Raw genomic sequence first — 24,104 nt, 5'->3', positions numbered from 1 at the left:
AGAGCGCTTCCCTGATAAGGAAGAGGCCACAGGTTCAAGTCCTGTTAGGCCCACCACCGCGAAGGGCCCGGAGCGATCTCGCTCCGGGCCCTTCGGCGTTTCCGCGACGGGCGCCGCGGCCGCGGGGGGAACCGCGTGGCCGGGCCGGGCGTCGTACCGGTGGGCACGTGCGGAGCAGGGGTCGGCGACCTCGCGGCGGGCGCTGCCAAGGGCGGTCCCGGCGGCCCGCGGCCGGGGAGTGTCCGGCGGCTCCGGGGCCGGTCCGGGCAGGCCGACCGTACGACAGAAGGTGCGGCGTCAATCCTCCGGCCGGACCGGTCGGTTGGGAGGCAGCGGCGGCTGGTCACGATTGGGACACCGGTGTGTATCATCGGCCGCAAGGGCAGTCTGGCACCCGGCCGCCCGTTCGTGCTCGTAACAAAGTCATGGACTCGTCGGCCCGGCCGTCCGGCCGGAGCACGGCTGTTGAGTCCGCTACGCAAGAAGGACGAGGTCCCGCGGTGAAGAAGCTTCTCCTGGTCGCCCTGGTCGCCCTCGGCGGCTTCTTTGTCTACCGTCAGGTCCAGGCGGACCGCGCCGAGCAGGACCTGTGGACCGAGGCCACCGACCCGGTTCCGGCCGGTCGCTGAGGCCACGGACGATCTGACGATCGACGATCTTCGGAGGCGCCGCACGGCGCCTCCCGGGCCGGCCGGCCCGGTCGGGTGACCGGGCCGGCCGGATTCCGAGGACCTTCCGGAGAGGGAGGTTCCGGGACGGGCGTGGGATTCGCGCCGGAACCCGGTACGCTAGTGCCCGGCGGTGCGCGCAGTGCCGTCGAGGGGCTTTAGCTCAGTTGGTAGAGCGCTGCCTTTGCAAGGCAGATGTCAGGAGTTCGAGTCTCCTAAGCTCCACAGTCGCAGTGCCGATCGGCCGCTGACCTGAATCCGGGTCAGCGGCCGATCGGCGTTCGCGGGGGTGCGGGCCGGGTCAGTGCGGCTTGCGCGGGTCGTGCGGCTTCGGGCGGTCGTCGCCGGGGGCGGGCTTGCCGGGCGGCGGGCCCGGCTTGGGGGCGGCGGTACCGGCCTCGGAGCGGGGCTCGGCGGCCTCGGGGCCTTCGCCGGCCGCGGAGCCCGCGCCGGACCCGTTCAGCGGCGTGGCGGGCGGGGAGTCGGTCTGGGCCTCGGCCGGGCTGCTCGCGGCGTGGGAGCCGGTGCGCCGGGCCTCGGCGGCGGGCGGGGTGTCGGCCGGGGGCTCGACCAGCCACTCCGGGTTGCTGTGGTGCCGCCACCACTGCCAGGCCACGACGCCGCTGCCGATCGCGACGGCACCGGCCACCGCGAGGCCGGTCGCCCAGGCGTTGCGGTGCTGCTTCCTGACGTTCCGCGCGGCCAGCTCGCTGATCTCGGCGGAGGTCACGTTGCCCTGCAGGGCGGTCAGCGCGGCGGCACCGCGGGTCTGGGCCTCCTGCGCGACCGGGACGACGACGGCGCGGGCCTCGCCGACCGCGTAGGCGACCTTCGGGCCGACCGTGGTGCGGGCCTGGTCGGCGGCGCGGGTGGCGGAGATCCGGGCCGCCAGTGCGGCCTCCTGGGCGCGGTGCAGGGCCTTGAGCGCGTTCTGCTGGGCCTCGGGCGGGAGGCTGGCGAAGGCGTGACCGAGCTGCGGGGCGATGCGCTTGTCGTACTGGACGCGGGCGCTGTGGGCGGCGTGGGCGGCCTTCGGCCCGATGGCGTCCACGGCCGGGCCCAGCCGCTGCTTGGCGCCGTCCGCGAAGTGCACCACGGTTTCCTTGGCGGTGGCGGCGTAGGGCGCGAGGGTGTCCCGGGTCTTGCCGGCCGTCTCACGAGCTGAGTCCAAACGGGTCACGAGTCTCTCCTCCTGGGTGGCGTCCTTTATGCACATATCCACCTGAATGCTGATCATGCATCCATATTTGTCCGCTGGCACGCCGGGGTGGGCCGTACGCGGGGCGCTGCGCGCGCGGGCGGGAGTGGGGGTGGGGCCGGGGGAGGCGGCGTGAGGAGGGCCGCCGGGGATCGCCCGCCGGGGATTGCGCCGCAGTACGCTGGCGATCCCGGTGGTACCCGTTCGGCGGGGTCTCCGGGGTCGCGTAGCAGGCGTGCGAGAAGGGGAAACCGCTGATGCTTCCGGACGAGCCGAGGCCGCCGACGGACCGGAACCCGGAGCCCGCCGGCGCGGCCGGACCGGCGCGCTGCTACCGCCACCCCGAGCGGGAGACCGGCATCGGGTGCTCCCGGTGCGGCCGGCCGGTCTGCCCGGACTGCATGGTGAGCGCCTCGGTGGGCTTCCACTGCCCGGACTGCGTCCGCGGCGGCGGCCGGGAGGTGCGGCAGGCGACCACCCGGTTCGGCGGGCAGCTGACCGCGGACGGCGCGCTGGTCACCAAGGTGCTGGTCGCGATCAACCTGGTGGTCTTCGTCCTCGCCGCCTACGTGCTGAAGCCGTGGCTGGCCGGGGACCTCTCGCTGTTCAGCGTCGGGACGCAGTTCACCGGCTTCCCGGTCGGGGTCGCCGAGGGGCCGGACCAGTGGTACCGGCTGCTGACGGCCACCTTCCTGCACGTCCAGCCCTGGCACATCCTCACCAACATGGTGATGCTCTGGGTGATCGGACCCGCCCTGGAGCAGGCCCTCGGCCGGCTCCGCTTCCTGGCGCTCTACCTGCTCTCGGGGCTGGCCGGCAGCGCGTTCGCCTTCCTGGTGGCGGGCGACTTCCTGCAGTCCCTGGGGGCCTCCGGCGCCCTCTTCGGCCTGCTCGGCGCCACCCTGGTGATGTACCGGCGGACACGGACGCCGTTGGCGCCCGTGATCGCCCTGCTGGTCTTCAACCTGGTGATCACGTTCTCGGTGCCCAACATCGACTGGCGGGCGCACCTCGGCGGTCTGGTCGCCGGGGCGCTGACCGCGGTCGGGCTGATGTACGCGCCGCGGGAGCACCGGGTGGCCGTCCAGGTGCTGACGGTGGCCGGGATGGCGGGTGTGGTGCTGCTGATGGTCCTGGTCGGGACGGCCTGGTACGGCGGGTGACGCACCCGGCCGGTGTCCGGACGTTTGTCCACAGCGGGTGGGGAGTAGTGCACAGCCAGTTGGGGGAGTGGGCTGTGGAGAGCCGTTCTACGCGTGTCCCGCTGTGTGGATCCGGCATTCGGGGGACCACGGACGAGGGTGTGGAAAGGTCGCCGGGCGCGAGTTATCCACAGGGCGGCGGGACTTTTCCCCAGTGTGGATAACCATGTGGATAAGCGCGATAAGCGGGATAACCGGACCGTGGAAGTCCGGAGCGGTGCCCCGGGCCGGCGTCCGGGCACACCGCAGCGCCGCCCCGGGAGAACCTCCCGGGGCGGCCGGATGCTGCCTAGGGTCGGAGCCCCGGCGTCACTTCCACTGGGTGGAGACGCCGAACCCCGCCGCGATGAAGCCGAAGCCCACCAGGATGTTCCAGTTGTGCCAGCTCTCGACCGGCCAGCTGCCGCTGGTCACGTAGTAGGTGACGATCCACACCAGCCCGATCAGGAACAGGGCCAGCATCAGCGGTGCGACCCAGCCGCGGCCCGAGCTGATCTTCACCGTGGCCGTGGTCGGCGGGGTGTAATCGGACTTCTTGCGGAGTCGAGACTTCGGCACGAGGAGCTCTCCTGTCGATGCGCTGTGAGACCGCGCAGGGGTTCAGCGGGGCGGGGCGGCCGGCAGCGGCGGTTGTGGAGAACGCTCTGGGGACCGCCCCCGCACATGCCACCGGCGTCCGTTAGCGTAGTGGCTCGGCGGGTCTTAAGGAGATAAGGGTACGGTGACTAATTTGTCGATTCCCCCTCGGCCTCCGCATACCCGTGCCTCCGGCACCCGAATTGTCGGCCGTGCCCTGACCTGCGCGGTCTTCGCGCTCGCCGGACTGCTCTTCTACATCAGCGCGCAGACCGCCCGCGGGACCGACCTGCGCACCGACAACTCGCTGCTCAGCCTCAGTGACGTGATACGCCAGCGCAGCTCGCAGAACCAGCAGTCCCAGGCGCAGCTCGCCGATCTCCAGGACCGCTCGCAGGAGCTCACCGAGCAGCAGGGCGGGAACCCGGCCGACGCCGCCCGGCTGGACTCGCTGCAGCAGTCCGCCGCACTGGAGCCGCTGCAGGGCCCCGGTCTCACCGTCACCCTGAACGACGCCCCGCCGAACGCCACCGCGCGCATCCCCGGCGTGCCCGAGCCCGGCGTCAACGACCTGGTCATCCACCAGCAGGACATCCAGGCGGTGGTCAACGCGCTGTGGCGCGGCGGCGCCGAGGGCGTCCAGGTGATGGACCAGCGGCTGGTCGCCACCAGCGCCGTCCGCTGCGTCGGCAACACCCTGCTGCTCCAGGGGCGGGTCTACTCCCCGCCCTACGTGGTCAAGGCCGTCGGGAAGACCGACGCGCTCCGGTCGGCGGTCGAGGCGGACCCGACCATCCGCAACTACCTGCAGTACGTACAGGCGTACGGGCTGGGCTGGAAGGTCCAGGAGAGCGGCGACCTCGGCCTGCCCGGCTACTCCGGCACCGTCGACCTGCGCTCGGCCGGCGGCCAGTAGCACCGGCGCGGGCCGGTCGGGAACGGGCGGACGCCCGGTGGGGGGAAGCGCGCCCCGCGGGACTGGATCACGGGTCTACTCTTGACCCCAGTCCGTTGCGTCGAGGGAGCACCATGTACGGCTGGATCTGGCGTCATCTGCCGGGGAACACCCTGGTCCGGGCCATCATCTCGCTGCTCCTCGTCCTGGGGCTGGTCTACCTCCTCTTCACGTACGTCTTCCCGTGGGCGGAACCGCTGCTCCCCTTCGGTGACGTCACAGTGGACGGCGGCGACGGCGCAGCCGGCTGACCGGCGGCCCCGTTCTTCCCTCCAGCCCCCGCATCCCACGGAGACAGCACGCGAATGACCACTCAGCCGACCCCGCCCCGCATCCTGGTCGTCGACAACTACGACAGCTTCGTCTTCAACCTGGTCCAGTACCTCTACCAGCTCGGTGCCACCTGCGAGGTGGTGCGCAACGACGAGGTGACGGTCGACCACGCGGTGCGCCGCGACGGCGAGAACGGCTTCGACGGGGTGCTGCTCTCCCCCGGGCCCGGTGCGCCGGAGGAGGCCGGGGTCTGCATCGAGATGGTGCACCACTGCGCGGGGATCGGGCTGCCGGTGTTCGGCGTCTGCCTGGGCCTGCAGTCCATCGCGGTCGCGTACGGCGCCGTGGTCGGCCGGGCGCCGGAGCTGCTGCACGGCAAGACCTCGCTGGTCGAGCACGAGGACGGCGGCGTCTTCGAGGGCCTCCCCTCGCCGCTCACCGCCACCCGGTACCACTCGCTGGCGGTCGAACCGGCCACCGTGCCGGAAGAGTTGGTGGTCACCGCGCGGACCGGGAGCGGCGTCATCATGGGCCTGCGCCACCGCGAACTGCCGGTCGAGGGCGTGCAGTTCCACCCGGAGTCGGTGCTCACCGAGGGCGGGCACCGGATGCTCGCCAACTGGCTGGCCGAGTGCGGTGATCCGCAGGCCGTCGGCCGTTCGGCCGGGCTCGCCCCGGTGATCGGCCGGGGCTGAGCGGCGTGACCGCGGTGCGTCCGGAGGGGCGTTACCAGGCGGGCGGCGGCCCGCAGCAGGGCGGCCAGTACGGCGGCCTCCCGTCCGGGGGCGGCCAGTACGGCTACGCCCAGGGCCAGGGCCAGGGCCAGGGCCAAGTCCACGTGCAGGGCCAGCTCCAGGACCAGGGTCAGGGCCAGGGCGGGCCGTACGGGTCCCCCCTGGAGGGCCCGTACCAGCAGCCCCACGAGCAGTACCGGACACAGCCGCTCCCGGCCCAGGGCGGGGCCGAGGACGGCTGGGGCGTCTACGAGCAGGCCCAGCAGCCCCAGCACCCTTCCCAGTCCCGGCAGGACGGCCCGGACGGCGCCGACGACGGCCCCGGGCGGCCCGAGTACCCCTGGCTGGCCGACCAGACCCTCCAGCTGCGCCTGCCGCCGCCTGCCGCCGGCGCGGACCAGCCGCCCACCGGCGGCCGGGCCGAGCGGCGGCGCGCCGCCCAGGGCCGGATGTCGGTGCGCTCGGGCGGCGGGCGCCGCCGGGCGGGCGCACGCGCCGGCGGGGGAGCGCCGCGTCCGAAGGAGTCGGTGGGCGTGGTGGCCGCCCGCTTCGTCGGCGAGCTGTGCATCACCCTCGGCCTGGTGATGCTGCTCTTCGTCTCGTACCAGCTCTGGTGGACCAACGTGCAGGCCGACGCGGCCGCCAACGGCGCCCGCAACCAGCTGGAGCAGCAGTTCGACTCCGGGCAGGCGGCCCCCGGCGCCCCCGGACAGCCGGCGCCGGATCCGGCCAAACCCGAGACCTTCGAGCCCGGCAAGGGCTTCGCGATCATCTATCTGCCGAAGCTGGGCCTGAAGTTCCCGATCGCCGAGGGCACCTCCAAGTCGGCGGTGCTCGACAAGGGCCTGGTCGGCCACTACACCGGCACCGGGATGCCGGCCGACAAGACGGGCAACTTCGCGCTGGCCGCGCACCGCAACACCCACGGCGAGCCGTTCCGGCACATCAACCAGCTCACCAAGGGCGACAAGATCGTGGTGGAGACGGCGACCGCCTACTACACCTACGAGATCACCGGCGGCATCCCGGAGACCCCGCCGTCGAACGTGAGCGTGATCAAGCCGGTGCCCAACGGCTCCGGGTTCAGCCAGGCCGGCCGGTACATCACCCTGACCACCTGCACCCCGGAGTTCAGCTCCAAGGCCCGGCTGATCCTCTTTGGCAAGATGACCGAGGAACGGCCGCGCAGCCAGGGCAAGCCGGCCGGACTCACCGGCTAGCCGGGGCGGGTGCGGCGGACGGCCGTCGCACCGGTGGACAGGTACGAGGGGGAGCAGAGTGACGACCCAGGACGAGACGGCGGAACCGGCGGCCGAGGAGGCCCCCTCCGCTCCCCCGCCGCCCGCCCGTCGGGGGAGGGCCCGCGCGCTGGCCGCCCTGGGCGTCCTCGGCGAGCTGCTGATCACGCTGGGCGTGCTGCTCGGCCTGTTCGTCGCGTACTCGCTCTGGTGGACCAACGTGCAGGCGGACGCGTCCGCCGCGCAGGCCGCCGACGACCTGCGCAGCGCCTGGGCGGCCGGCCCCACCGCCGCCGCTCCCCCGCCCTCCGCGCCCGGGGCCACGGCCTCCCCCGGCACGCCCGGCACGCCCGGCACGCCCGGGCCGGCCTACGGCGCGGGGGACGGCGTCGGCTTCCTGCACGTCCCGGCGATGGGCAAGGACTACCAGGTGCTGATCCGGATGGGCACCGACAGCGCCACCCTGGCCGAGGGCGTCGCCGGGGTGTACGAGCAGCCGTACCGGGCGGCGATGCCCTGGGACGCGGCCGGCAACTTCGCGCTGGCCGCCCACCGGGACGGCCACGGGGCGAAGTTCCACGACCTGGACGCGGTCCGCAAGGGCGACGCGATCGTGGTCGAGACCAAGGACAAGTGGTACGTCTACCAGGTCGACAACACCCTGCCGGAGACGTCCAAGTACGACACCGGCATCGTCGCGCCCGTCCCCAAGGGGTCCGGCTACGAGGCCCCCGGCCGCTACATCACGCTGACCACCTGCACCCCGGTGTACACCTCGCGCTACCGGATGGCCGTCTGGGGCAGCCTGGTCCGGGTGGACGACGTGGACGCGAAGCGCACCCCGCCGCCCGAGCTGCGGCACTGACGGCGGCCCTGCACCGTCCTGCACCGTCCGGGTCCGTCCTGCGCCACGCGGGGCCGTACTGCACCGCACGGGGCCGGACGGAAACGCCCGAGGGCCCGTCGCCGTGGTGGCGACGGGCCCTCGGGCTGTCCGGGGCGTCAGCCCCCGGTCCCCGTTCCGCGGAGGAACGGGAACCACGGGGGGCTAGTTGTTCCCTTTGGTGTTGGAGGGTGAGGGGTTGGGGGTGTCCCCTTTCACCGGATCGGCCGGGCGGGTGATCAGGCCGACGGAGGTGTTCGGGTCCACCTGGACGCCGGCGGCGGGGTTCGAGGAGACCACGACCGCGTTCGGGTCCTGCGGGCCCAGCACGACGGAGTACCCGAGACCGGCCTTCTGCAGCGTGGTGATCGCATCCTGCAGCTTGACGTTCTGCAGCGGCGGGACGGTGGCCTTGTCCGGCGCCTTGTAGATGGTCAGGACGATCTTCGTGTTGGCCGGGACCTTGCCGTTCGCCGGCTGCTGCGAGGCAACCGTGTTGATCTTGGAGGGATCGTTGGTCGGCGTGGTCTTCGAGGCGTCGACCTGGAAGCCGGCACCCTCCAGCGTCTGCTGTGCCGCCTCCTTCTGCTGGCCGACCACGCTGGGCACGGTGAGCTTGGCCTTGCCCTGCGAGATGGTGAGCTTGATCGGCGCGGTCGGGTCGGCGCCCGCACCGGCCGCCGGGTCCTGGGTGAGGACCTGCTCCAGCGGGGCGGTGTCGTCGTCCTTGTACTCGGGCGTCGCGATGTTGGTGAAGCCGGCGTCGGCCAGGGCCTTCATGGCCTGTTCCTTGGTCATGCCGGTCACCTTCGGCACGCTCGCCTTGGCCGGGCCGGAGGAGAGCTGCACCGTGATCGTGCCCGCCTCGGCGACCGGGCTGCTGGCCGCCGGGTTCTGGGTGCAGACCTGGTCCTTCTTCACGTTGGCGTCCGGGCAGGCGACCTTCTCGCCCTCGGTCACCACGAGCTTGGAACCGGCCTGCTGGGCGGCGGCCTTGGCCTCGGCCAGGGTCTTGCCCACCAGGTTCGGCGCGCTGACCTTGGAGCCGTCCTTCTTGTCGTCGCTCTTGTCGCTGAACATCGCCTGGGCGACGAAGAAGGTGCCGACCAGGACCAGCACGGCGGCGACCGCCAGCACGATCCAGGAGGTGTTGCTCTTCTTCGGCGGCTCCTCGCCGCGCCGGCCGCCGCGGCCGTACCCGTCGTCGTTGCCGCCGCCCGGGCCGCCGGCGTAGGTCTGCCCGTAGCCGTCGTCCTGGTAGCCGGGCTGCTGGCCGTAGCCGGCCTGGCCGCCCGCCTGCGGCAGCACCGTGGTGGGGCCGCCGCCGGGCTGCTGCGGCAGCACGTTGGTCTGGCCGTACGGGTCGCTCTGCGGGTAGCCGTTCTGGTCGTAGCCGTACCCGGCCGCGCCGCCCATGCCGTACGCGGCGGCCTGCTGGGCGGCGGCCACCGGGAGGCCGTCGAGGAAGCGCTCGATGTCGTCGCGCATCTCGTCGGCGCTCTGGTACCGGTAGTCGCGCTCCTTGGCGAGCGCCTTCAGCACGATCGCGTCGATCTCGGGGCGGACCTCGGGATCGAAGGCGGACGGCGGCTGCGCCTCCTCCCGGACGTGCTGGTACGCCACCGCGACCGGCGAGTCGCCGATGAACGGCGGGCGGACGGTCAGCAGCTCGTACAGCAGGCAGCCGGTGGAGTAGAGGTCGGAGCGCGCGTCGACCTGCTCGCCCTTGGCCTGCTCGGGGGAGAGGTACTGGGCGGTGCCGATGACGGCGGAGGTCTGCGTCATGGTCATCCCGGCGTCGCCCATCGCCCGGGCGATGCCGAAGTCCATGACCTTGACGTTGCCCTGCCGGGTCAGCATGACGTTGGCGGGCTTGATGTCGCGGTGCACGATGCCGGCCCGGTGCGAGTACTCCAGGGCCTGCAGGATGCCGATCGTCATCTCCAGCGCGCGCTCGGGCAGCAGCCGGCGCCCGGAGTGCAGCAGCTCGCGCAGGGTGGACCCCTCGACGTACTCCATCACGATGTACGGGATGGAGATGCCGTCGATGTAGTCCTCGCCGGTGTCGTACACGGCGACGATGGCGGGGTGGTTCAGCGACGCCGCGGACTGTGCCTCACGGCGGAAGCGGGCCTGGAAGGACGGATCGCGGGCCATGTCGGCCCGGAGCGTCTTCACTGCGACGGAACGGCCGAGCCGGGTGTCATGGGCGAGGTACACCTCGGCCATGCCGCCGCGTCCGAGGACGCCGCCGAGCTCGTACCTGCCGCCTAGGCGACGAGGCTCTTCCATAGTTCCGACCCTCTCCCTCACCCGCCGGTGAGGTTGTGACGTAGGTGTCCCCGCACGCTCTGAGTGACGCCGGCCCGGCCCCGGGTGGTTCTGCGATCAGGACCCTGCAACGCCTCGCGGGCGGCAACGGGCACACCCGCTGCTGCGGATACGCTACCGGTCGCACCGCGCCGGACCGGCGTCGGCGGTCGGCCGATATCAGACCGGTATCCGGACGGGGGTGCCGATCGTGACATTTCCCTCACCCGTGGCGCTGCCTCCTACTTGCTCCTACTTGCCGAGGGCGGCCTGCATCACCGCCTTGGCGATCGGCGCGGCCAGCCGGCCGCCGCTGATGCCGTCACGGTTGTTGGAGCCGTCCTCGACCACGACCGCCACCGCGACCGACTGGCCGTCGGGGGTCTTGGCGTAGGAGGTGAACCAGGCGAACGGCAGGCCGGCGTTGTCCTCGCCGTGCTGGGCGGTGCCGGTCTTGCCGCCGACCGTCAGGCCGGGGATCTTGGCGTTCTTGCCGGTGCCGTTCTCGACCACCGAGACCATCATGTCCTGCAGCTTCTGCGCGGTGGCCGGGCTGATCGGCTGCGAGAACTGCTTCTCGGTGTGCTTGGAGATGGTGGTCAGCGTGGCCGAGCGCTCCTGGTCGACCAGGTACGGCTGCATCAGCGAGCCGTTGTTGGCGATGGCGGCCGAGACCATGGCCATCTGCAGCGGGGTGGCCCGGGTGTCGTGCTGGCCGATCGCGTCCATCGCCGTGCCGTCCGGGGTGGAGCCGGTCGGGTAGATGCTCTTCTCGGAGCGGACCGGGGTGTCCACCGTGCTGTTGAAGCCGAACTTCTCGGCCTGCGCCCGCAGCTTGTCCCTGCCCAGCTCGGCGCCGATCTTGCCGAAGACGGTGTTGCAGGACCAGTCCATGCCGACCTTGAGCGTGGCGTTCTCGCAGGGCTCTTTGTCGCTCTCGTTCTTCAGCTCGGTCTTGGTGCCCGGCAGCAGGTACGGGTTCGGCGTCTGGGTCACGTCGTCGACGCCCTGGAAGACGCCGTTCTCGAACGCCGCGGCGGCGGTGACCAGCTTGAACGTCGAGCCGGGCGGGTACGTCTCGCGCAGCGCGCGGTTGAGCAGCGGCTTGTTCGTGTCGGCGTTGAGGTTGTTCCAGGCCTCGCCGTCGGACTTCTCGAAGCCGGAGAAGGTGCTCGGGTCGTACGAGGGGGTGGAGACCAGGGCCAGGATCGCGCCGGTGCGCGGGTCGAGCGCGACCACCGCGCCCTTCTTGTTGCCCAGGCCGTCGAAGGCGGCCTTCTGCGCCTTGGCGTTGATCGTCGTGACGACGTCGCCGCCCTTCTTCTGCTCCCCGGTCAGCATGTCCAGCGTGTTGCGGAAGAACAGCCGGTCGTCGCTGCCGGAGAGGATGCCGTCCTCCAGGTTCTCCAGCCCGGTGCTCTGGAAGGCCGAGGTGTAGCCGGTGACCGGCGCGTACATCGGGCCGTCGATCCAGGTGCGCTTGTACTTGTAGCGCAGGCCGTTGACGAACTCGGACGAGGTGACCGGCTGGCCGCCGACGATGATGTTGCCGCGCGGGTGGGCGTACCGGTCGAAGTCCTGGCGCTTGTTGTTCTTGTTGGTCGCCCAGGCCTCGGCCTGGACGCCCTGGACCCAGTTGGTGCGCACCATCAGGGCGAGGATCAGGACGAGGCAGAAGATCGAGACCCGGCGGATCGGCTTGTTCACGAGACGGGTACTCCCTGGACCTCGGGCGTGGGGGTGGGCTCCACCCCGGGACGTCGGGCGCTGTCGCTGATCTTCAGCAGGATCGCGACCAGGGCCCAGTTGGCGACCACCGAGGACCCGCCCTGGGCGAGGAACGGCATGGTCATACCGGTCAGCGGGATCAGACCGGTGACACCGCCGGCCACCACGAAGACCTGCAGGGCCATCGCCGAGGAGAGGCCGACGGCGAACAGCTTGCCGAACGGGTCGCGGGCGGCGACGGCGGTGCGCAGGCCGCGCTGGACCAGCAGGGCGTAGAGCATGAAGATCGCCATCAGGCCGGTGAGCCCGAGCTCCTCGCCGAACGAGCCGAGGATGAAGTCGCTCTTGGCGGCGAAGTCGATCAGCCAGGAGCGGCCCTGGCCGAGACCGGAGCCGGTCACCCCGCCGGATCCCAGCGCCATCAGCGACTGGCCGATCTGTTCGGTCGAGCCGGGTGGCGGCTTGGGCCCGAAGGCGGCCATCGGGTCGAGCCAGGCGTCGATGCGGACCTTGACGTGGCTGGCGGTGGAGGCCACCGCGACCGCGCCGCCGACCGACATCAGCAGGCCGAACACGATCCAGCTGGTCCGCTCGGTGGCGACGTAGAGCATCACCACGAACAGGCCGAAGTACAGGAAGGACGAGCCGAGGTCGTTCTCGAAGATCAGGATCAGCAGGCTGAGCAGCCAGATCACGATGATCGGCCCGAGGTCGCGGCCGCGCGGCAGGTAGAGGCCCATGAAGCGGCGGCTGGCCAGCGCCAGGGCGTCGCGCTTGACCATCAGGTAGCCGGCGAAGAAGACGGTCAGGATGATCTTGGCGAACTCACCGGGCTGGATCGAGAAGGCGCCCATCCGGATCCAGATCTTGGCGCCGAAGTCCTCCTTGCGGGCCGGGAAGAAGGCCGGCGCCGCGAGCAGCACCAGGGCCGCCGCCATCGAGATGTAGGTGTAGCGCTGGAGGACCCGGTGGTCCTTCAGGAAGATCATCACGAAGATGAAGAAGGCCACCCCGAGGCCCGACCACATCAGCTGGTTGGCGGCCGCGGGGTAGTTGTTGTGCAGCAGCTTCCCGGCCTTGTCGAGCCGCCAGATCATCACCACGCCGAGCCCGTTGAGCAGGGTGGCGATCGGCAGCATCAGCGGGTCCGCGTACGGCGCGAAGCGGCGCATCAGCAGGTGCGCGACCAGGGCGAGCGCGCCCATGCCGAGGCCGTAGCCGAGCATGCCGGCGGGCAGCGAGTCGTCCATCGCCAGGCCCACGTTGGCGTACGCCAGCACCGGCAGCACCACCGCGAAGGCCAGCATGGCCAGCTCGGTGTTGCGCCGGTTCGGCGTGCCCTGGGGGGAGATGGTGGTGTTGCCCCGGCGCCGGGACGAGGCGCGGTCGGCCGGCACGTTCCCGGACCGGGGGTTCGCGCCGTTGCTCAGGTCGAAGGTGCTCATGCGCCCGCCTTGCTCCGCTCGGCAGGGGCATTCGCCCGTACGCGCCTCTTGATGGTTCGCTCGCTCACGTCGTGGCCGCTCCCTGACGGCCGCCCGCACCGGGCGGGCCTATGTCGGGTCACACCCGTCACGGCTTCGGGCAGGAGTCGGCCTTCTGCCGCTCCTCGTCGGTGAAGCCGGGCAGGTCGCCCTGCGGCCCGGCGGCCGGGGCGGCGGCACTCTGGCTGGGAGCCGCCGAGCTCGGTGCCGGGGTCGGGGTCGCCGTGCCGGGGGTCGCGGTCGCGCTGGGCGCGGCCGCCGCCGGGGCCCGGCCCGTCGCGGACGGGCTGGGCGAGGTGGCGGTCCGGAACCCGGCGTGCGCCACCGCGGCGGCGGTGGGCTGTCCGGCGGTCGGCTGTCCGGTCGCCGGGGTGCCGGCGGGCTGGTTGGCCGACGGGTTGGCCGCGGTGGCCCGGGCGTCGGCGACGCGGTGGCAGAACTGGGCCTGCTCGGCCAGCTTCTTCACCGTGGCGTCGGCGTCGCCGAAGCTGGTCGCCGAGATGGTGTTGGTCACGTGCGTGCGCTGGTCCTGCGGCAGGTACTTGAGTTCGACGTCCTTGTACGAGGTGTGCACCGAGGACAGGCTCAGGCCGGCCAGGCTCTGGTTCAGGCCCTGGTAGACCGCGACGTGGTCGCCGTCCACGCCGACGTAGTACTGGCCCTGGGTCCACTGGTAGCCGAAGAACCCGGCGCCGCCGAGCAGGCCGAGGGTGACCAGGGTGACCAGCGAGAACTTGAGCGCCTTGCCCTTGCGCTTGGGCGCCTGCTCCTCGTCGGGCTCCTCGGTGCCGTAGGCCGCGGGCTCGGCCGCGCCGTACCCGTAGCCCTCGGCCGGGCCGAAGCCCGCCGGGGCGGCGCCGTAGCCGCCGTCGTAGCCCTCGGCGGGGCCGAAGGCGCCCTGCGGGGAGCGTCCGAGGCCGGCCGCCCGGCCGGCCGGGGTGTCGGCGATCGACCGGTCGGCGGCGGCCGAGGACGGCGGGGTCTCGGCGACCGCGCCGACCACCACCGGGACGTCGTTGAACTGGCCGCTCATGGTGTCCGTGGCGCCGACGTCCAGGACGTCCGCCACGATGCAGGTGATGTTGTCCGGACCGCCGCCGCGCAGCGCGAGCTGGATCAGCTCCTGCACGGTCTGCTCGGGCGCGTAGAAGCTCCCGAGGGTGTCCTGGAGGGTCTGGTGGCTGACCGGGCCGGAGAGGCCGTCGGAGCAGATCAGGTAGCGGTCGCCGGCCCGGACCTCGCGGATCGACAGGTCGGGCTCGACCTGGCCGCGGCCGTCCAGCGCGCGCATCAGCAGCGAGCGCTGCGGGTGGGTCTCGGCCTCCTCGGGCGTGATCCGGCCCTCGTCGACCAGGCGCTGCACCCAGGTGTGGTCCTGGGTGATCTGCACCAGCGCGCCGTCCCGCAGCAGGTAGGCGCGCGAGTCGCCGACGTGCACCAGGCCCATCCGCTGCCCGGTCCAGAGCATCGCGGTGAGGGTGCAGCCCATGCCCTCCAGCTGCGGGTCCTCCTCGACCATCTGCCGGAGGCGGTCGTTGGCGCCCTGGACGGCGTCACCGAGCAGGGTCAGCAGGTCGGCGCCGGGCACGTCCTCGTCCAGGCGGACGATCGAGCCGAGCACCTCGGAGGACGCGACCTCACCGGCCGCGGCGCCGCCCATGCCGTCGGCCACGGCCAGCAGCCGCGGCCCGGCGTAGCCGGAGTCCTCGTTCCCCTCCCGGATCAGTCCCTTGTGGGAGCCGGCGGCGAAGCGCAGCACCAGGGTCATGCGACCTGAGCCCCCCTCTGGGTCATGGACGGGATGCTGTCCCTCATGCGCTACTACTTCCGCAGTTCGATGACGGTCCTGCCGATACGGATCGGCATGCCCGGCTGGAGCGGGGTCGGCGCGGTCAGGCGCTGCCGGTCCAGATAGGTGCCGTTGGTGGAGCCTAGATCCTCGACCGTCCACTGCCCAGTCTGATCCGGATAGATCCTGGCATGCCGGGAGGACGCGTAGTCGTCGTCCAGCACGATGGTGGAGTCGTGCGCCCGGCCCAGCGTGATGGTCTGGCCCTGCAGCGCGACGGTGGTGCCGGCCAGCGAACCCGCGACCACGACGAGCTGGGTCGGGGCACCGCGGCGGCGGCCGCCGCCCTGGGTCTGCTGCGCGGCGGCGGGGCCGGACTGGCCCTGCGGGCCGCGGCCGGCGACGGGGTTCGGCGCGGTGACCGCGGTGGCCGAGGCTGCCGGGGCGGCGCCCCGACGGGAGGAACGGGGGTTCACCCTGGTCCCGAACAGGTCGCTGCGGATCACCTGGACCGCGACGATCACGAACAGCCACAAGACGGCGAGGAAGCCCAGCCGCATGACCGTGAGGGTCAGTTCAGACATGACCGGGCCGCCCGTGAGTGAGCGAAGCGCGCGAACAAACCGGACACTACCCTTCGACCTGTCGGTAAACGATGGTGGTGGAGCCCACGACGATTCGAGAGCCGTCGCGGAGCGTAGCGCGCTGGGTGTGCTGTCCGTCCACCACGATGCCGTTGGTGGACCCCAGGTCGAGCACCATCGAAGGGGTGCCGGGCCGGATCTCGGCGTGCTTGCGGGAGACCCCGGGGTCGTCGATCCGCACGTCGGCCTCGGTGGAGCGGCCGAGCACGCAGGCGTTCCCGGTGATCTGGTGGCGGGCGCCGTTCACCTCGATCCAGCGCCGGACGGACGTGCCGTGGCCGGCGCCCGGGAACGGGCGGACGTTGCCGCCGCCCGGCGCGGGCGGACCCGGGGGCATGGTCGGGGGTGCGGCCGGCGGCGGGGGCGCGCTGTACGGGGCGGCGCCCGGCTGCTGCCACGGTGCGCCGGGGGCCGGGGCGGCCGGCGGGCGGCCGTAGCCCGCGGCGGGCTGCGCCGGGGGCTGCTGCTGCGGCTCGTCGGCGGCCAGCGTGCGGCTGCGCACCCGGTACAGGCCGGTGTCGAGGTCGTCGGCCTTCTCCAGGTTCACCTGGAGCGGGCCCATGAAGGAGTACCGCTGGGCGTCCGCGTACTCGCGGACCATGCCGGCCAGTTCGCTGCCCAGCTGGCCGGAGTAGGGGCTCAGGCGCTCGTAGTCGTGCGGGCTCAGCTCGACGATGAAGTCGTTGGGCACGACGGTGCGGTCGCGGTTCCAGATGCTCGCGTTGTTGTCGCACTCGCGCTGCAGCGCACCGGCGATCTCCACGGGCTGGACCTCGGACTTGAACACCTTGGCGAAGGTGCCGTTGACGAGACCCTCGAGCCGCTGCTCGAACTTCTTCAGCACTCCCATGGGGCACCCCCTTCCAGGGTTCGTTCGCCTGTCCGCCGACCGGGCCCGGGAGCCGGTCGCGCCTACTTGCGGTACTTCCGTACTGATCGTATCCACGCCCGGGCCCTCCGTACGGTTCCCGGAGCGTGTGGTGCCCGGGGGTGGGCCCGGACACACAGGGTGACGCATTGCGGCGGCGGCACGCCAGGGCTACCCGCCGGAGCGGGCCCTCATCCCTCGCTCGCCTGTTCGCCGGGCATCCGTTCGGATGCGCTCGGCCTCCCCGGGAAACGGATTCGGAGGTGGCCCCCCGGTCGTGCTACTGTTTTCCACGTCGGAAGGGGCGCCCGCAAGGGAGCCGGATCGAAGAGCCGCGAAGACCACATGGTACCGAGCGGGTCGGCTGATCGGCTGGCAACCACGACAAACACCCATGCGCGGGTGGCGGAATAGGCAGACGCGCTGGATTCAGGTTCCAGTGCCCGAAAGGGCGTGGGGGTTCAACTCCCCCCTCGCGCACAGCGAAGCCCCGCAGATCTTCGGATCTGCGGGGCTTTCTTGTTGTCCCGGTTTCCCGGTCCGGGTTTCCTGCCCCGGGTTTCCCGCCGGGGCTCCAGGCCCCGGGCCCCGGGGACCCGCCCCGGGGCCCGCGCCGGTCAGCTCCGGCCGGCCGGGAGGTCGGCGCGCACCTCGAAGCCGCCGTCGGAGGTCGGGCCCGCGAGGAGGCTGCCGCCGAGCAGCTGGGCGCGCTCGCGCAGGCCGACCAGGCCGTGGCCGCCGCCCGGCAGGGTCTCGGCGGGCCGGACCGGCGGGGCGTCGTTGCGCACCTCGACCCGCAGCCGGCGGCCCCGGGCCCGGACCCTCACGTGCACGGCGGCGTCCGGGGCGTACTTGGTGATGTTGGTGAGCGCCTCCTGCACGGTCCGGTAGGCCGCCCGTTCGACCGCCTCCGGCCACGGGCGGTCGCCGGGGACGAGCTCGGCCTCGGCGGCCAGGCCGCTCTCCTCGATCAGCCGGGGCAGGTCGGCCAGCCGGGGCTGGGGGGCCAGCGGGGCGTCCGGCCGGGAGCCGGCCGCGCGCAGCACGCCGACCATCTGCCGCAGCTCCTCGAGGGTGCGGACGGCGAGCTCCCGGATGGTCCGGGCGGTGGCCACGGCGGCGGGGTCGGCGGTGCTGACCTGGAGCGCGCCCGCCTGGATGGAGATCAGGCTGACCTGGTGCGAGACCACGTCGTGCATCTCCCGGGCCAGCCGGCCGCGCTCGCTGAGCAGCACCCGCTCGGCGAGCAGCCGGCTCTCCCGCTCCTGGCCGCGGGTCAGCTCGTCCAGCCGGGCCGCCAGCTCCCGGCGGGTCCGGGAGAGCATCCCGGTGGCGGCCGGGCCGGCGGCCAGCATCACGGACTGGATGGCGTACAGCGCGGTGTCCCGGCTGAGCGTGAAGGACTGCTCGGAGAGCGGCCAGTGGAAGAACTCGACCAGAGCGAAGAGGGTGGCGCAGGGCACCACCACCCGGGGGCTGGAGCGTTCGGCGGCCACCGTGTAGACGGCGGTGATCGGGGCGAGCCAGATGTCGTCGACGTAGCTGCCGGGCATGGTCAGCAGCAGCACGGTGACCGGGAAGCGCCGGCGCCAGAGCAGCACCACGGCGGCCAGCACCGAGAGCAGGACCTGCCACCAGGGGGCGTCCCGGGCCACCAGCGCGGCGTCCACCAGGGAGTAGAGGGCCGGCGTCAGCAGCATCAGCCAGGGCGCGGTGAGCCAGGCCGGCCAGCGTCTGGCGGAGGGTGGGCCGGCGGTCATGCCCCGTCGCCGGGCTTCGGGCGGACCAGACCGGCCCGGTGGGCGATGACGGCGGCCTGGACGCGGTTGGCGGCGCCGAGCTTGCCGAGGATCGCGCTGATGTGGTCCTTCACGGTGCCGGTGCCGAGGAACAGCCGGTCGGCGATCTCGGCGTTGGACAGCCCCTCGCCCAGCAGCGCCAGCACGTCGAGCTCGCGGCCGGTGAGGGTGCGGGCCAGGGAGGCGGCCTCGGCGTCCGGGCCGCCGCCGTCGACGTAGCCGCCGATCACGGTGCGGGTGACGGTCGGGGAGAGGATGTTGCCGCCGGCCGCGAGCACCCGGACGGCGTGCACCAGCTGGTCGGGGGCGGTGTCCTTGAGCAGGAAGCCGGAGGCCCCGGCCCGCAGCGCGGTGCCGATGTACTCGTCGGTGTCGAAGGTGGTGAGCATCGCCACGGCGGGCGGGTCGGGCAGGGCGCGCAGCCGGCGCAGCACCGAGATGCCGTCCAGGTCGGGCATCCGGATGTCGAGCAGCACCACGTGCGGGCGCAGGCGCTGGACGTACTGCTCGGCCTGGCCGCCGGAGCAGTCGCCGACCACCTCCAGATCGGGGGCGGATCCGACGATGAGGCCGAGCCCGGAACGGACCAGGATCTCGTCGTCCACGATCAGGACGCGGGTGGTGGTGATGGTCCCTCCTCGGTTCGGGCGGCCGGGGCCGCCGGTCCGCTGGGCGCAGGCTGCTCGGTGCAGTCTGTTCCAACCGTCTTGAGATTAGGGCCAGCGGGGGCGGGGCGCCGAACGGGTGGCGGGGTGGCACCCCCGCCGTTCGGCGGGGGTGGGAATCCGCTACCGGGTTCACGCAATTCTCATCCGGGGTGGGGAACCATGGAGTTGGCTGCCCCTTCGCCGGTTCCCGGCCGCGGCGTCCGGGCCGCTGGTCAGTCCGTCGGGCCCGTGCGGGCGCCCGGCGCCGGGCCGTGTGCGGATGCGCCCCACCATCTGATCGTTTGGAATTGAGCTGTGTCGTCCACTGTGAAGTCGGAGCCGTCCGCCGCGCCCTGGCCGGTTGTCATGCGTGACCGCTGGCGGCCGCGGGCCGCCGTGGCCACCGTCTGGTACCTGCGGCTGCTGGCCCTGCTGAACCTGGTGACGGTGCTGCTGGCGCCGTTCCGGGACCAGGTGGAGACGCACAACGAGGGCGAGTACTTCACCCCGTACCTGCTGACCTCCGGCCTCGCCAGCGTGGTGCTGTCGGTCTTCCTGGCGATCGCGATGCGGCGGCGCAAGCGGGCCGCGTGGATCTTCAACGTCGCGCTCTCCGGGCTCTTCGCGGTGCTGTACCTGATCGCCATGGCGCTGCCGGACGGCGGCTTCAACCGGCACCCGCTGAACTACGTCTCCACCGTGCTGACCTGCCTGTTCGTGCTGGCGCTGCTGGTCGGCCGGAAGGAGTTCACCTCCAAGGGCGACGAGTCCAACCCGAAGACCGCGGCGGCCACCTTCGTCGGCGGCCTGGCCTTCGGCGGCGTGGTCGGGGCGTTCCTGGTCTGGCTGACCAACGACCTCACCGGCGCCGACTTCTGGGACCTCTTCCGCTACTCGGTCGGCCGGATGATCACCATCACGCCGTCCGAGCACCTGCGCTCGGTGATCGCCGCGCCGACCTGGGTGAACGCCATCATCAACGCGATGGGCGCGGTGCTGTTCCTGCTGGTGCTCTACGTGGCGTTCCGCAGCCCCCGGAACAAGGAGCTGCTGACCCCGGAGGACGAGGCGCAGCTGCGCGGGCTGCTGGACAAGCAGGGCGAGCGGGACTCGCTGGGCTACTTCGCGCTGCGCCGGGACAAGGCGGTGGTCTTCTCCCCCAGCGGCAAGGCGGCCGTGACGTACCGGGTGGTCGGCGGTGTCTCGCTGGCCTCGGGCGACCCGATCGGGGACCCGGAGGCCTGGCCGGGCGCGATCGACGCCTGGCTGTCCGAGGCCCGCGAGCACGCCTGGGCGCCGGCCGTGATGGGCGCCTCCGAGGAGGCCGGGGTGATCTACGCCCGGCACGGGCTGGACGCGCTGGAGCTGGGTGACGAGGCGATCGTCGAGCTGGACGAGTTCTCGCTGGACGGCCGGGCGATGCGGGTGGTGCGGCAGGCGTACAACCGGGTCAAGCGGGCCGGGTACACCGTGCGGATCCGGCGGCACGAGGCCATCCCGGAGTCCGAGATGGCCGAGCTGGTGGCCAAGGCCGACCAGTGGCGGGACGGCGCGACCGAGCGCGGCTTCTCGATGGCGCTGGGCCGGCTCGGGGACCCGGGCGACGGGCGCTGCGTGATGCTGGAGTGCCACGACGGGGACGGCGAGCTGAAGGCGCTGCTGAGCTTCGTGCCGTGGGGCGCGGACGGTCTCTCGCTGGACCTGATGCGCCGGGCCCGGGACACCGAGAACGGGCTGATGGAGTTCATGGTGATCGAACTCCTGCAGCGGGCCGAGGAGGTCGGACTGGCCCGGGTGTCGCTGAACTTCGCCATGTTCCGTTCCGTTTTCGAGCGCGGTTCGCGACTCGGCGCCGGGCCGGTGCTCCGGCTCTGGCGCTCGGTGCTGGGCTTCTTCTCGCGGTGGTGGCAGATCGAATCGCTGTACCGGGCGAACGCCAAGTACCGGCCGATCTGGGAGCCGCGCTATCTGCTGTTCGAGAAGAGCAGCGAGATTCCGCGGATCGGCATCGCCAGTGCGCGGGCCGAGGGCTTCATCACCGCGCCGAGCCTGCCCGCCCTGTTCCGTCGCCGACACGCCGGGGCCGCGTCCGCGGCCGCGCGGGTGCCGGCGGCGGCGCGGGGTGGGAAGGGGTAGTCCCTCCGCCGGGGGGCGGAGGGGGCCGGTCGTCCGGATGGGGGTGTTTCGGGGTTTTATCTCCCCCCAGAGGATGATGCCGATCCACATTTATGCCGATGTGGATTCATTAACCGGCTTCTAATGTTGGAGTGGTCGGGAAGGCGTTCCGACTTCGGGGATGGCTTCGGGGATTTGGAGAGACGGCTGTGATTCACAGGACCCACGCGGGGGGCGTGCGAAAGGGGCCGCTGGCTATTGCCGGTGCGGCCGCTGTCGCCGAGTGGGGAACACTGTTCGGGCGGGTCCGGGAGCGGCTGATGGCGAAGAAGTTCGCCGCCGTTCCGCTCGCCACCGGGGCGACCGCACTGATCCTGCTGTTCAGCATCGTGCAGCACCTGCCGGGCGGGGAGCGCTTCGTCACCCACATCGGGGTGGTGAAGGCGGCGCTGCCGCTGGAGGTCTCGCTGCTGCGGACGCCGCTGTCGCTGTACGTGCCGGCCCTGGACCTCCCGGTCTGGGGGGCGCTGGCCCAGGTCTTCGTGGTGTTCGCCATCGCCGAGATCGTGCTCGGGCGGCGGCTGACCCTGGTGATCGCCTACGCCTGCACCCTGGCCGGGACGCTGTTCGCCCGGGTGGGCGTGGCGATCGGCCCGGAGCACGTGTTCGGCTTCCCGAAGTGGGTGGCGCACGTCCGTGACACCGGCCCCTCGGCGGCGGTGGTGGCGCTGGCGATCTGCATCGCGTTCCGCTGCCGGGCCTGGTTCACGGCCGGGCTGGTGGTGGCGCTGATGGTCGGCGAGGCGGTCGTGCTGCCGAACCTGGCGGGCCTGGAGCACGTCGTCGCGGTGCTCACGGCGCTGTTGATCGCCGTCTCGGTGGAGGTGTTCGGGGACTTCTGGCCGCGGGTGCTGGCCGGGGTCGGCGCGGCGGCCTCGGTGGCCGCGGCGGCCTCGATCGAGGTGGCGGCGGAGGCCCGGCGCCGGGCGTCGGCGGGGGCCGCGATCCCCTGAAGGGAATGCTTCCGGTGGTGCTCCGGCCGCCGGGTGCGGGCCGGAGCCCGCGCCCGGTCGTGAGCCGCTGACCGGGCGCGTGGGCCGCTGACCGGGCGCGCGTGAGTTCCTAGCCCGGCGGGAGCGGGAGTTCGAACCAGACCACCTTGCCGACCGCCTTGCGGGCGGTGCCCCAGTGCTCGGCGAGCTTGGTGACCAGGGTCAGCCCGCGGCCGGTCTCGCCGAGCTGCTCGGCCGGCTCCAGGGACGGCAGGTTGTGGTTGTCGTCGCTGACCTCGACCAGCAGCTTGTCCACCCGGATCAGCTGCAGCTGGACCCGGTCCCGGGCGACCCGGACGGCGTTCGTCACCAGCTCGCTGACGAGCAGCTCGGTGGTGTCGGCGAGCCCCTCCAGGTGCCAGGCGGCCAGCTGCTCGCGGACCAGGGCGCGGGCCCGGCGGACCTCGCGGTGGTCCACGGTGAGGTCCCAGGTGGCCACCTCGGTCGGCGCGACGCCGTCGAAGCGGGCCACCAGCAGGGCGACGTCGTCCTTGCGGTCGTCCGAGTGCAGCCGCTCCAGCACCACGTCGCAGGCCTCCTCGGGGCTCTGCCGCGGGTCGATCAGGTTGCCGCAGAGCGCGGCCAGCCCGGCTCCTATGTCACCGCCCCGGACCTCGACCAGGCCGTCGGTGCAGAGCACCAGCATCGAGCCGTCGGAGACGTCGATGGTCTTGGCGACGAAGGGCACCCCGCCGACGCCGATCGGCGCGCCGGCCGGGATCTCCAGCAGCTCGCCGCTGCCGTCCGGGTGCACCAGCACCGGGGGGACGTGGCCGGCGCTGGCCAGCTCGCAGGTCCGGTTGATCGGGTCGTAGACCGCGTACAGGCAGGTGGCGAGGTGGTCGTCACCGAGCTTGTGGGCCAGGTTGTCCAGGTGGCGCAGCAGCTGGCCGGGCGGCAGGTCGAGGGCGGCGAGGGTCTGCATCGCGGTGCGGAAGCGGCCCATCGCGGCGGCCGAGTGCAAGCCGTGGCCCATCACGTCGCCGACCACCAGGGCGACCCGGCTGCCGGGGAGCTGGATCGCGTCGAACCAGTCGCCGCCGACCTCGGCCTTGGAGTCGCCGGGCAGGTAGCGGTGGGCGATCTGGACGCCGGGGATCTGCGGCGGGCGGGTCGGGATCATCGAGCGCTGCAGGGTGGTGGCGACCCGGGACTCGGCGCGGTGCAGCCGCGCGTTGTCCAGCGAGAGTGCGGCGCGGGCGGCCAGCTCCTTGAGCGTGGCGGCGTCGCCCTCGTCGAAGGAGGCCCGGTCGGGCAGGCGGAGCAGCTTGAGGATGCCGAGCACGGTGCCCCGGGCGGAGAGCGGAACGACCAGCATCGAGCGGCCGGTGACCACGGAGGCGAGCCGGGGGCCGCCGAGCGCGGTGGCGTAGTCGACGGCGACGTCCGGGCTGACCACCGGGACCAGCACCGGCTGGTTCTGCTGGAGGGCCATGCCGGGCGGGGTGCGGCGGGGCATGGCGACCAGCGAGCCCTCGGCGAGGACGTGGTCCCACTGGCCGGTGGACGCGTTGCAGACCAGGGCGACCCTGCGGAGCATGGTGTCGTCGTCCGGCCGGGCCTCGGGCAGCTCGGAGTCGGAGATCAGACCGTCCACCAGGTCGACGCAGGCGAAGTCGGCGACCCTCGGGACGAGCACCTGGCAGAGCTCGTGCGCGGTGAAGCCGAGGTCCAGGGTGGTGCCGACCTTGCCGCCGACCTCGCCCAGCAGGGCCAGCTGCTCGCCGGCCTGGCCGTTGGTGAGGAACGGGCCGAACCGGGCGGCCGGCGGGGGGCCGCCGTCCGCTCCGGCCGGGGCGGGGATGCTCGCGGGTGGGGCCTCGTCGCTCCGGCGGGCCTGCTGGCCGTGGGCGGGCGACTCGACGGCGGCCTGCTCGATGGTGGCGCCTCCTCTGGGCGGGGCCGGGACGGCCGGGGCGGCCGGCGGGGTGCCGCCCACCG

20 protein-coding genes and 2 tRNA genes are annotated in these 24,104 nt (G+C 72.5%); 11 read left to right on the top strand and 11 right to left on the bottom strand.

Features of this window, described 5'->3' with window-relative positions; all coding sequences use genetic code 11:
- Nucleotides 1-500 precede the first annotated feature (500 nt).
- Together ABZ885_RS17655 and ABZ885_RS17650 are read left to right on the top strand one after the other, a co-directional pair.
- The gene (locus ABZ885_RS17655) at nt 501-629 is read left to right on the top strand and encodes a DLW-39 family protein (protein WP_014137031.1); all 129 of its coding nucleotides are present in this window, start codon (nt 501-503) and stop codon (nt 627-629) included.
- 191 nt (nt 630-820) lie between these two features.
- Nucleotides 821-893, top strand: a tRNA-Ala gene (locus tag ABZ885_RS17650).
- Between the two features lie 76 nt (nt 894-969).
- Here the strand turns inward: ABZ885_RS17650 and ABZ885_RS17645 are convergent.
- Nucleotides 970-1,848, bottom strand: a complete 879-nt coding sequence (locus ABZ885_RS17645) for a DUF5324 family protein (protein ID WP_360188769.1) — start codon at nt 1,846-1,848, stop codon at nt 970-972.
- A 275-nt stretch (nt 1,849-2,123) separates the two neighbouring features.
- Between ABZ885_RS17645 and ABZ885_RS17640 the strand changes: the two genes are divergently transcribed.
- Nucleotides 2,124-3,029, top strand: coding sequence for a rhomboid family intramembrane serine protease (locus tag ABZ885_RS17640; protein WP_360188766.1), 906 nt, complete (start codon nt 2,124-2,126; stop codon nt 3,027-3,029).
- Nucleotides 3,030-3,377: 348 nt separating this feature from the next.
- On the opposite strand, the gene crgA is transcribed toward ABZ885_RS17640, so the two are convergent.
- The gene (gene crgA, locus ABZ885_RS17635) at nt 3,378-3,626 is read right to left on the bottom strand and encodes a cell division protein CrgA (protein WP_360188763.1); all 249 of its coding nucleotides are present in this window, start codon (nt 3,624-3,626) and stop codon (nt 3,378-3,380) included.
- Between the two features lie 178 nt (nt 3,627-3,804).
- On the opposite strand from crgA, the gene ABZ885_RS17630 reads away from it, so the two are divergent.
- The 5 genes from ABZ885_RS17630 to ABZ885_RS17610 all read left to right on the top strand — a co-directional run bounded on the left by ABZ885_RS17630 (nt 3,805) and on the right by ABZ885_RS17610 (nt 7,709).
- Complete coding sequence (locus ABZ885_RS17630) at nt 3,805-4,560, top strand: DUF881 domain-containing protein (RefSeq protein WP_360188781.1); 756 nt, start codon at nt 3,805-3,807, stop codon at nt 4,558-4,560.
- 113 nt (nt 4,561-4,673) lie between these two features.
- Nucleotides 4,674-4,850, top strand: a complete 177-nt coding sequence (locus ABZ885_RS17625; RefSeq protein WP_360188760.1) for a hypothetical protein — start codon at nt 4,674-4,676, stop codon at nt 4,848-4,850.
- A 54-nt stretch (nt 4,851-4,904) separates the two neighbouring features.
- Complete coding sequence (locus ABZ885_RS17620; RefSeq protein ID WP_360188757.1) at nt 4,905-5,567, top strand: aminodeoxychorismate/anthranilate synthase component II; 663 nt, start codon at nt 4,905-4,907, stop codon at nt 5,565-5,567.
- A 5-nt stretch (nt 5,568-5,572) separates the two neighbouring features.
- The gene (locus ABZ885_RS17615) at nt 5,573-6,826 is read left to right on the top strand and encodes a class E sortase (protein WP_360188754.1); all 1,254 of its coding nucleotides are present in this window, start codon (nt 5,573-5,575) and stop codon (nt 6,824-6,826) included.
- A 148-nt stretch (nt 6,827-6,974) separates the two neighbouring features.
- Nucleotides 6,975-7,709, top strand: a complete 735-nt coding sequence (locus ABZ885_RS17610) for a class E sortase (RefSeq protein ID WP_360188778.1) — start codon at nt 6,975-6,977, stop codon at nt 7,707-7,709.
- A 183-nt stretch (nt 7,710-7,892) separates the two neighbouring features.
- On the opposite strand, the gene pknB is transcribed toward ABZ885_RS17610, so the two are convergent.
- The 6 genes from pknB to ABZ885_RS17580 form a co-directional block, all read right to left on the bottom strand.
- Entirely contained in the window at nt 7,893-10,019 is a 2,127-nt protein-coding gene (pknB, locus tag ABZ885_RS17605; RefSeq protein ID WP_360188752.1) for a Stk1 family PASTA domain-containing Ser/Thr kinase, read from the bottom strand.
- A 270-nt stretch (nt 10,020-10,289) separates the two neighbouring features.
- Complete coding sequence (locus ABZ885_RS17600; RefSeq protein ID WP_360188749.1) at nt 10,290-11,744, bottom strand: penicillin-binding protein 2; 1,455 nt, start codon at nt 11,742-11,744, stop codon at nt 10,290-10,292.
- The gene (locus ABZ885_RS17595; protein WP_360188746.1) at nt 11,741-13,210 is read right to left on the bottom strand and encodes an FtsW/RodA/SpoVE family cell cycle protein; all 1,470 of its coding nucleotides are present in this window, start codon (nt 13,208-13,210) and stop codon (nt 11,741-11,743) included. The genes ABZ885_RS17600 and ABZ885_RS17595 overlap by 4 nt, the downstream gene beginning before the upstream one ends.
- A gap of 127 nt (nt 13,211-13,337) precedes the next feature.
- Nucleotides 13,338-15,017, bottom strand: coding sequence for a protein phosphatase 2C domain-containing protein (locus tag ABZ885_RS17590; RefSeq protein WP_360188743.1), 1,680 nt, complete (start codon nt 15,015-15,017; stop codon nt 13,338-13,340).
- A 53-nt stretch (nt 15,018-15,070) separates the two neighbouring features.
- The gene (locus ABZ885_RS17585; RefSeq protein WP_360188740.1) at nt 15,071-15,622 is read right to left on the bottom strand and encodes an FHA domain-containing protein; all 552 of its coding nucleotides are present in this window, start codon (nt 15,620-15,622) and stop codon (nt 15,071-15,073) included.
- A gap of 46 nt (nt 15,623-15,668) precedes the next feature.
- Nucleotides 15,669-16,532, bottom strand: coding sequence for a DUF3662 and FHA domain-containing protein (locus ABZ885_RS17580; protein ID WP_360188737.1), 864 nt, complete (start codon nt 16,530-16,532; stop codon nt 15,669-15,671).
- Nucleotides 16,533-16,946: 414 nt separating this feature from the next.
- Here ABZ885_RS17580 and ABZ885_RS17575 point away from each other — a divergent pair.
- Nucleotides 16,947-17,030: transfer RNA gene (locus tag ABZ885_RS17575), tRNA-Leu, on the top strand.
- Nucleotides 17,031-17,167: 137 nt separating this feature from the next.
- Here ABZ885_RS17575 and ABZ885_RS17570 read toward each other — a convergent pair.
- Nucleotides 17,168-18,310, bottom strand: coding sequence for a histidine kinase (locus ABZ885_RS17570; protein ID WP_360188734.1), 1,143 nt, complete (start codon nt 18,308-18,310; stop codon nt 17,168-17,170).
- A complete protein-coding gene (locus tag ABZ885_RS17565) occupies nt 18,307-18,957 on the bottom strand; it encodes a response regulator transcription factor (protein WP_360188775.1) in 651 nt (216 codons plus the stop codon). Before ABZ885_RS17565 ends, ABZ885_RS17570 begins: the two co-directional genes overlap by 4 nt.
- 405 nt (nt 18,958-19,362) lie before the next feature.
- Between ABZ885_RS17565 and ABZ885_RS17560 the strand changes: the two genes are divergently transcribed.
- Together ABZ885_RS17560 and ABZ885_RS17555 are read left to right on the top strand one after the other, a co-directional pair.
- Nucleotides 19,363-21,132: a phosphatidylglycerol lysyltransferase domain-containing protein gene (locus tag ABZ885_RS17560; protein ID WP_360188772.1), complete on the top strand. Its 1,770-nt coding sequence runs from the start codon at nt 19,363-19,365 to the stop codon at nt 21,130-21,132.
- 299 nt (nt 21,133-21,431) lie between these two features.
- Nucleotides 21,432-22,124, top strand: coding sequence for a hypothetical protein (locus ABZ885_RS17555; RefSeq protein ID WP_360188731.1), 693 nt, complete (start codon nt 21,432-21,434; stop codon nt 22,122-22,124).
- A gap of 109 nt (nt 22,125-22,233) precedes the next feature.
- Here the strand turns inward: ABZ885_RS17555 and ABZ885_RS17550 are convergent.
- On the bottom strand, nt 22,234-24,104 hold a 1,871-nt coding region (locus tag ABZ885_RS17550), incomplete at its 5' end, for a SpoIIE family protein phosphatase (protein ID WP_360188729.1).

This window comes from Kitasatospora sp. NPDC047058 (assembly GCF_040643935.1).
In the GTDB taxonomy this organism is placed as follows: domain Bacteria; phylum Actinomycetota; class Actinomycetes; order Streptomycetales; family Streptomycetaceae; genus Kitasatospora.
Note: the sequence above shows the minus strand (reverse complement) of the source record. Positions and strands in the feature narration are given on the sequence as shown.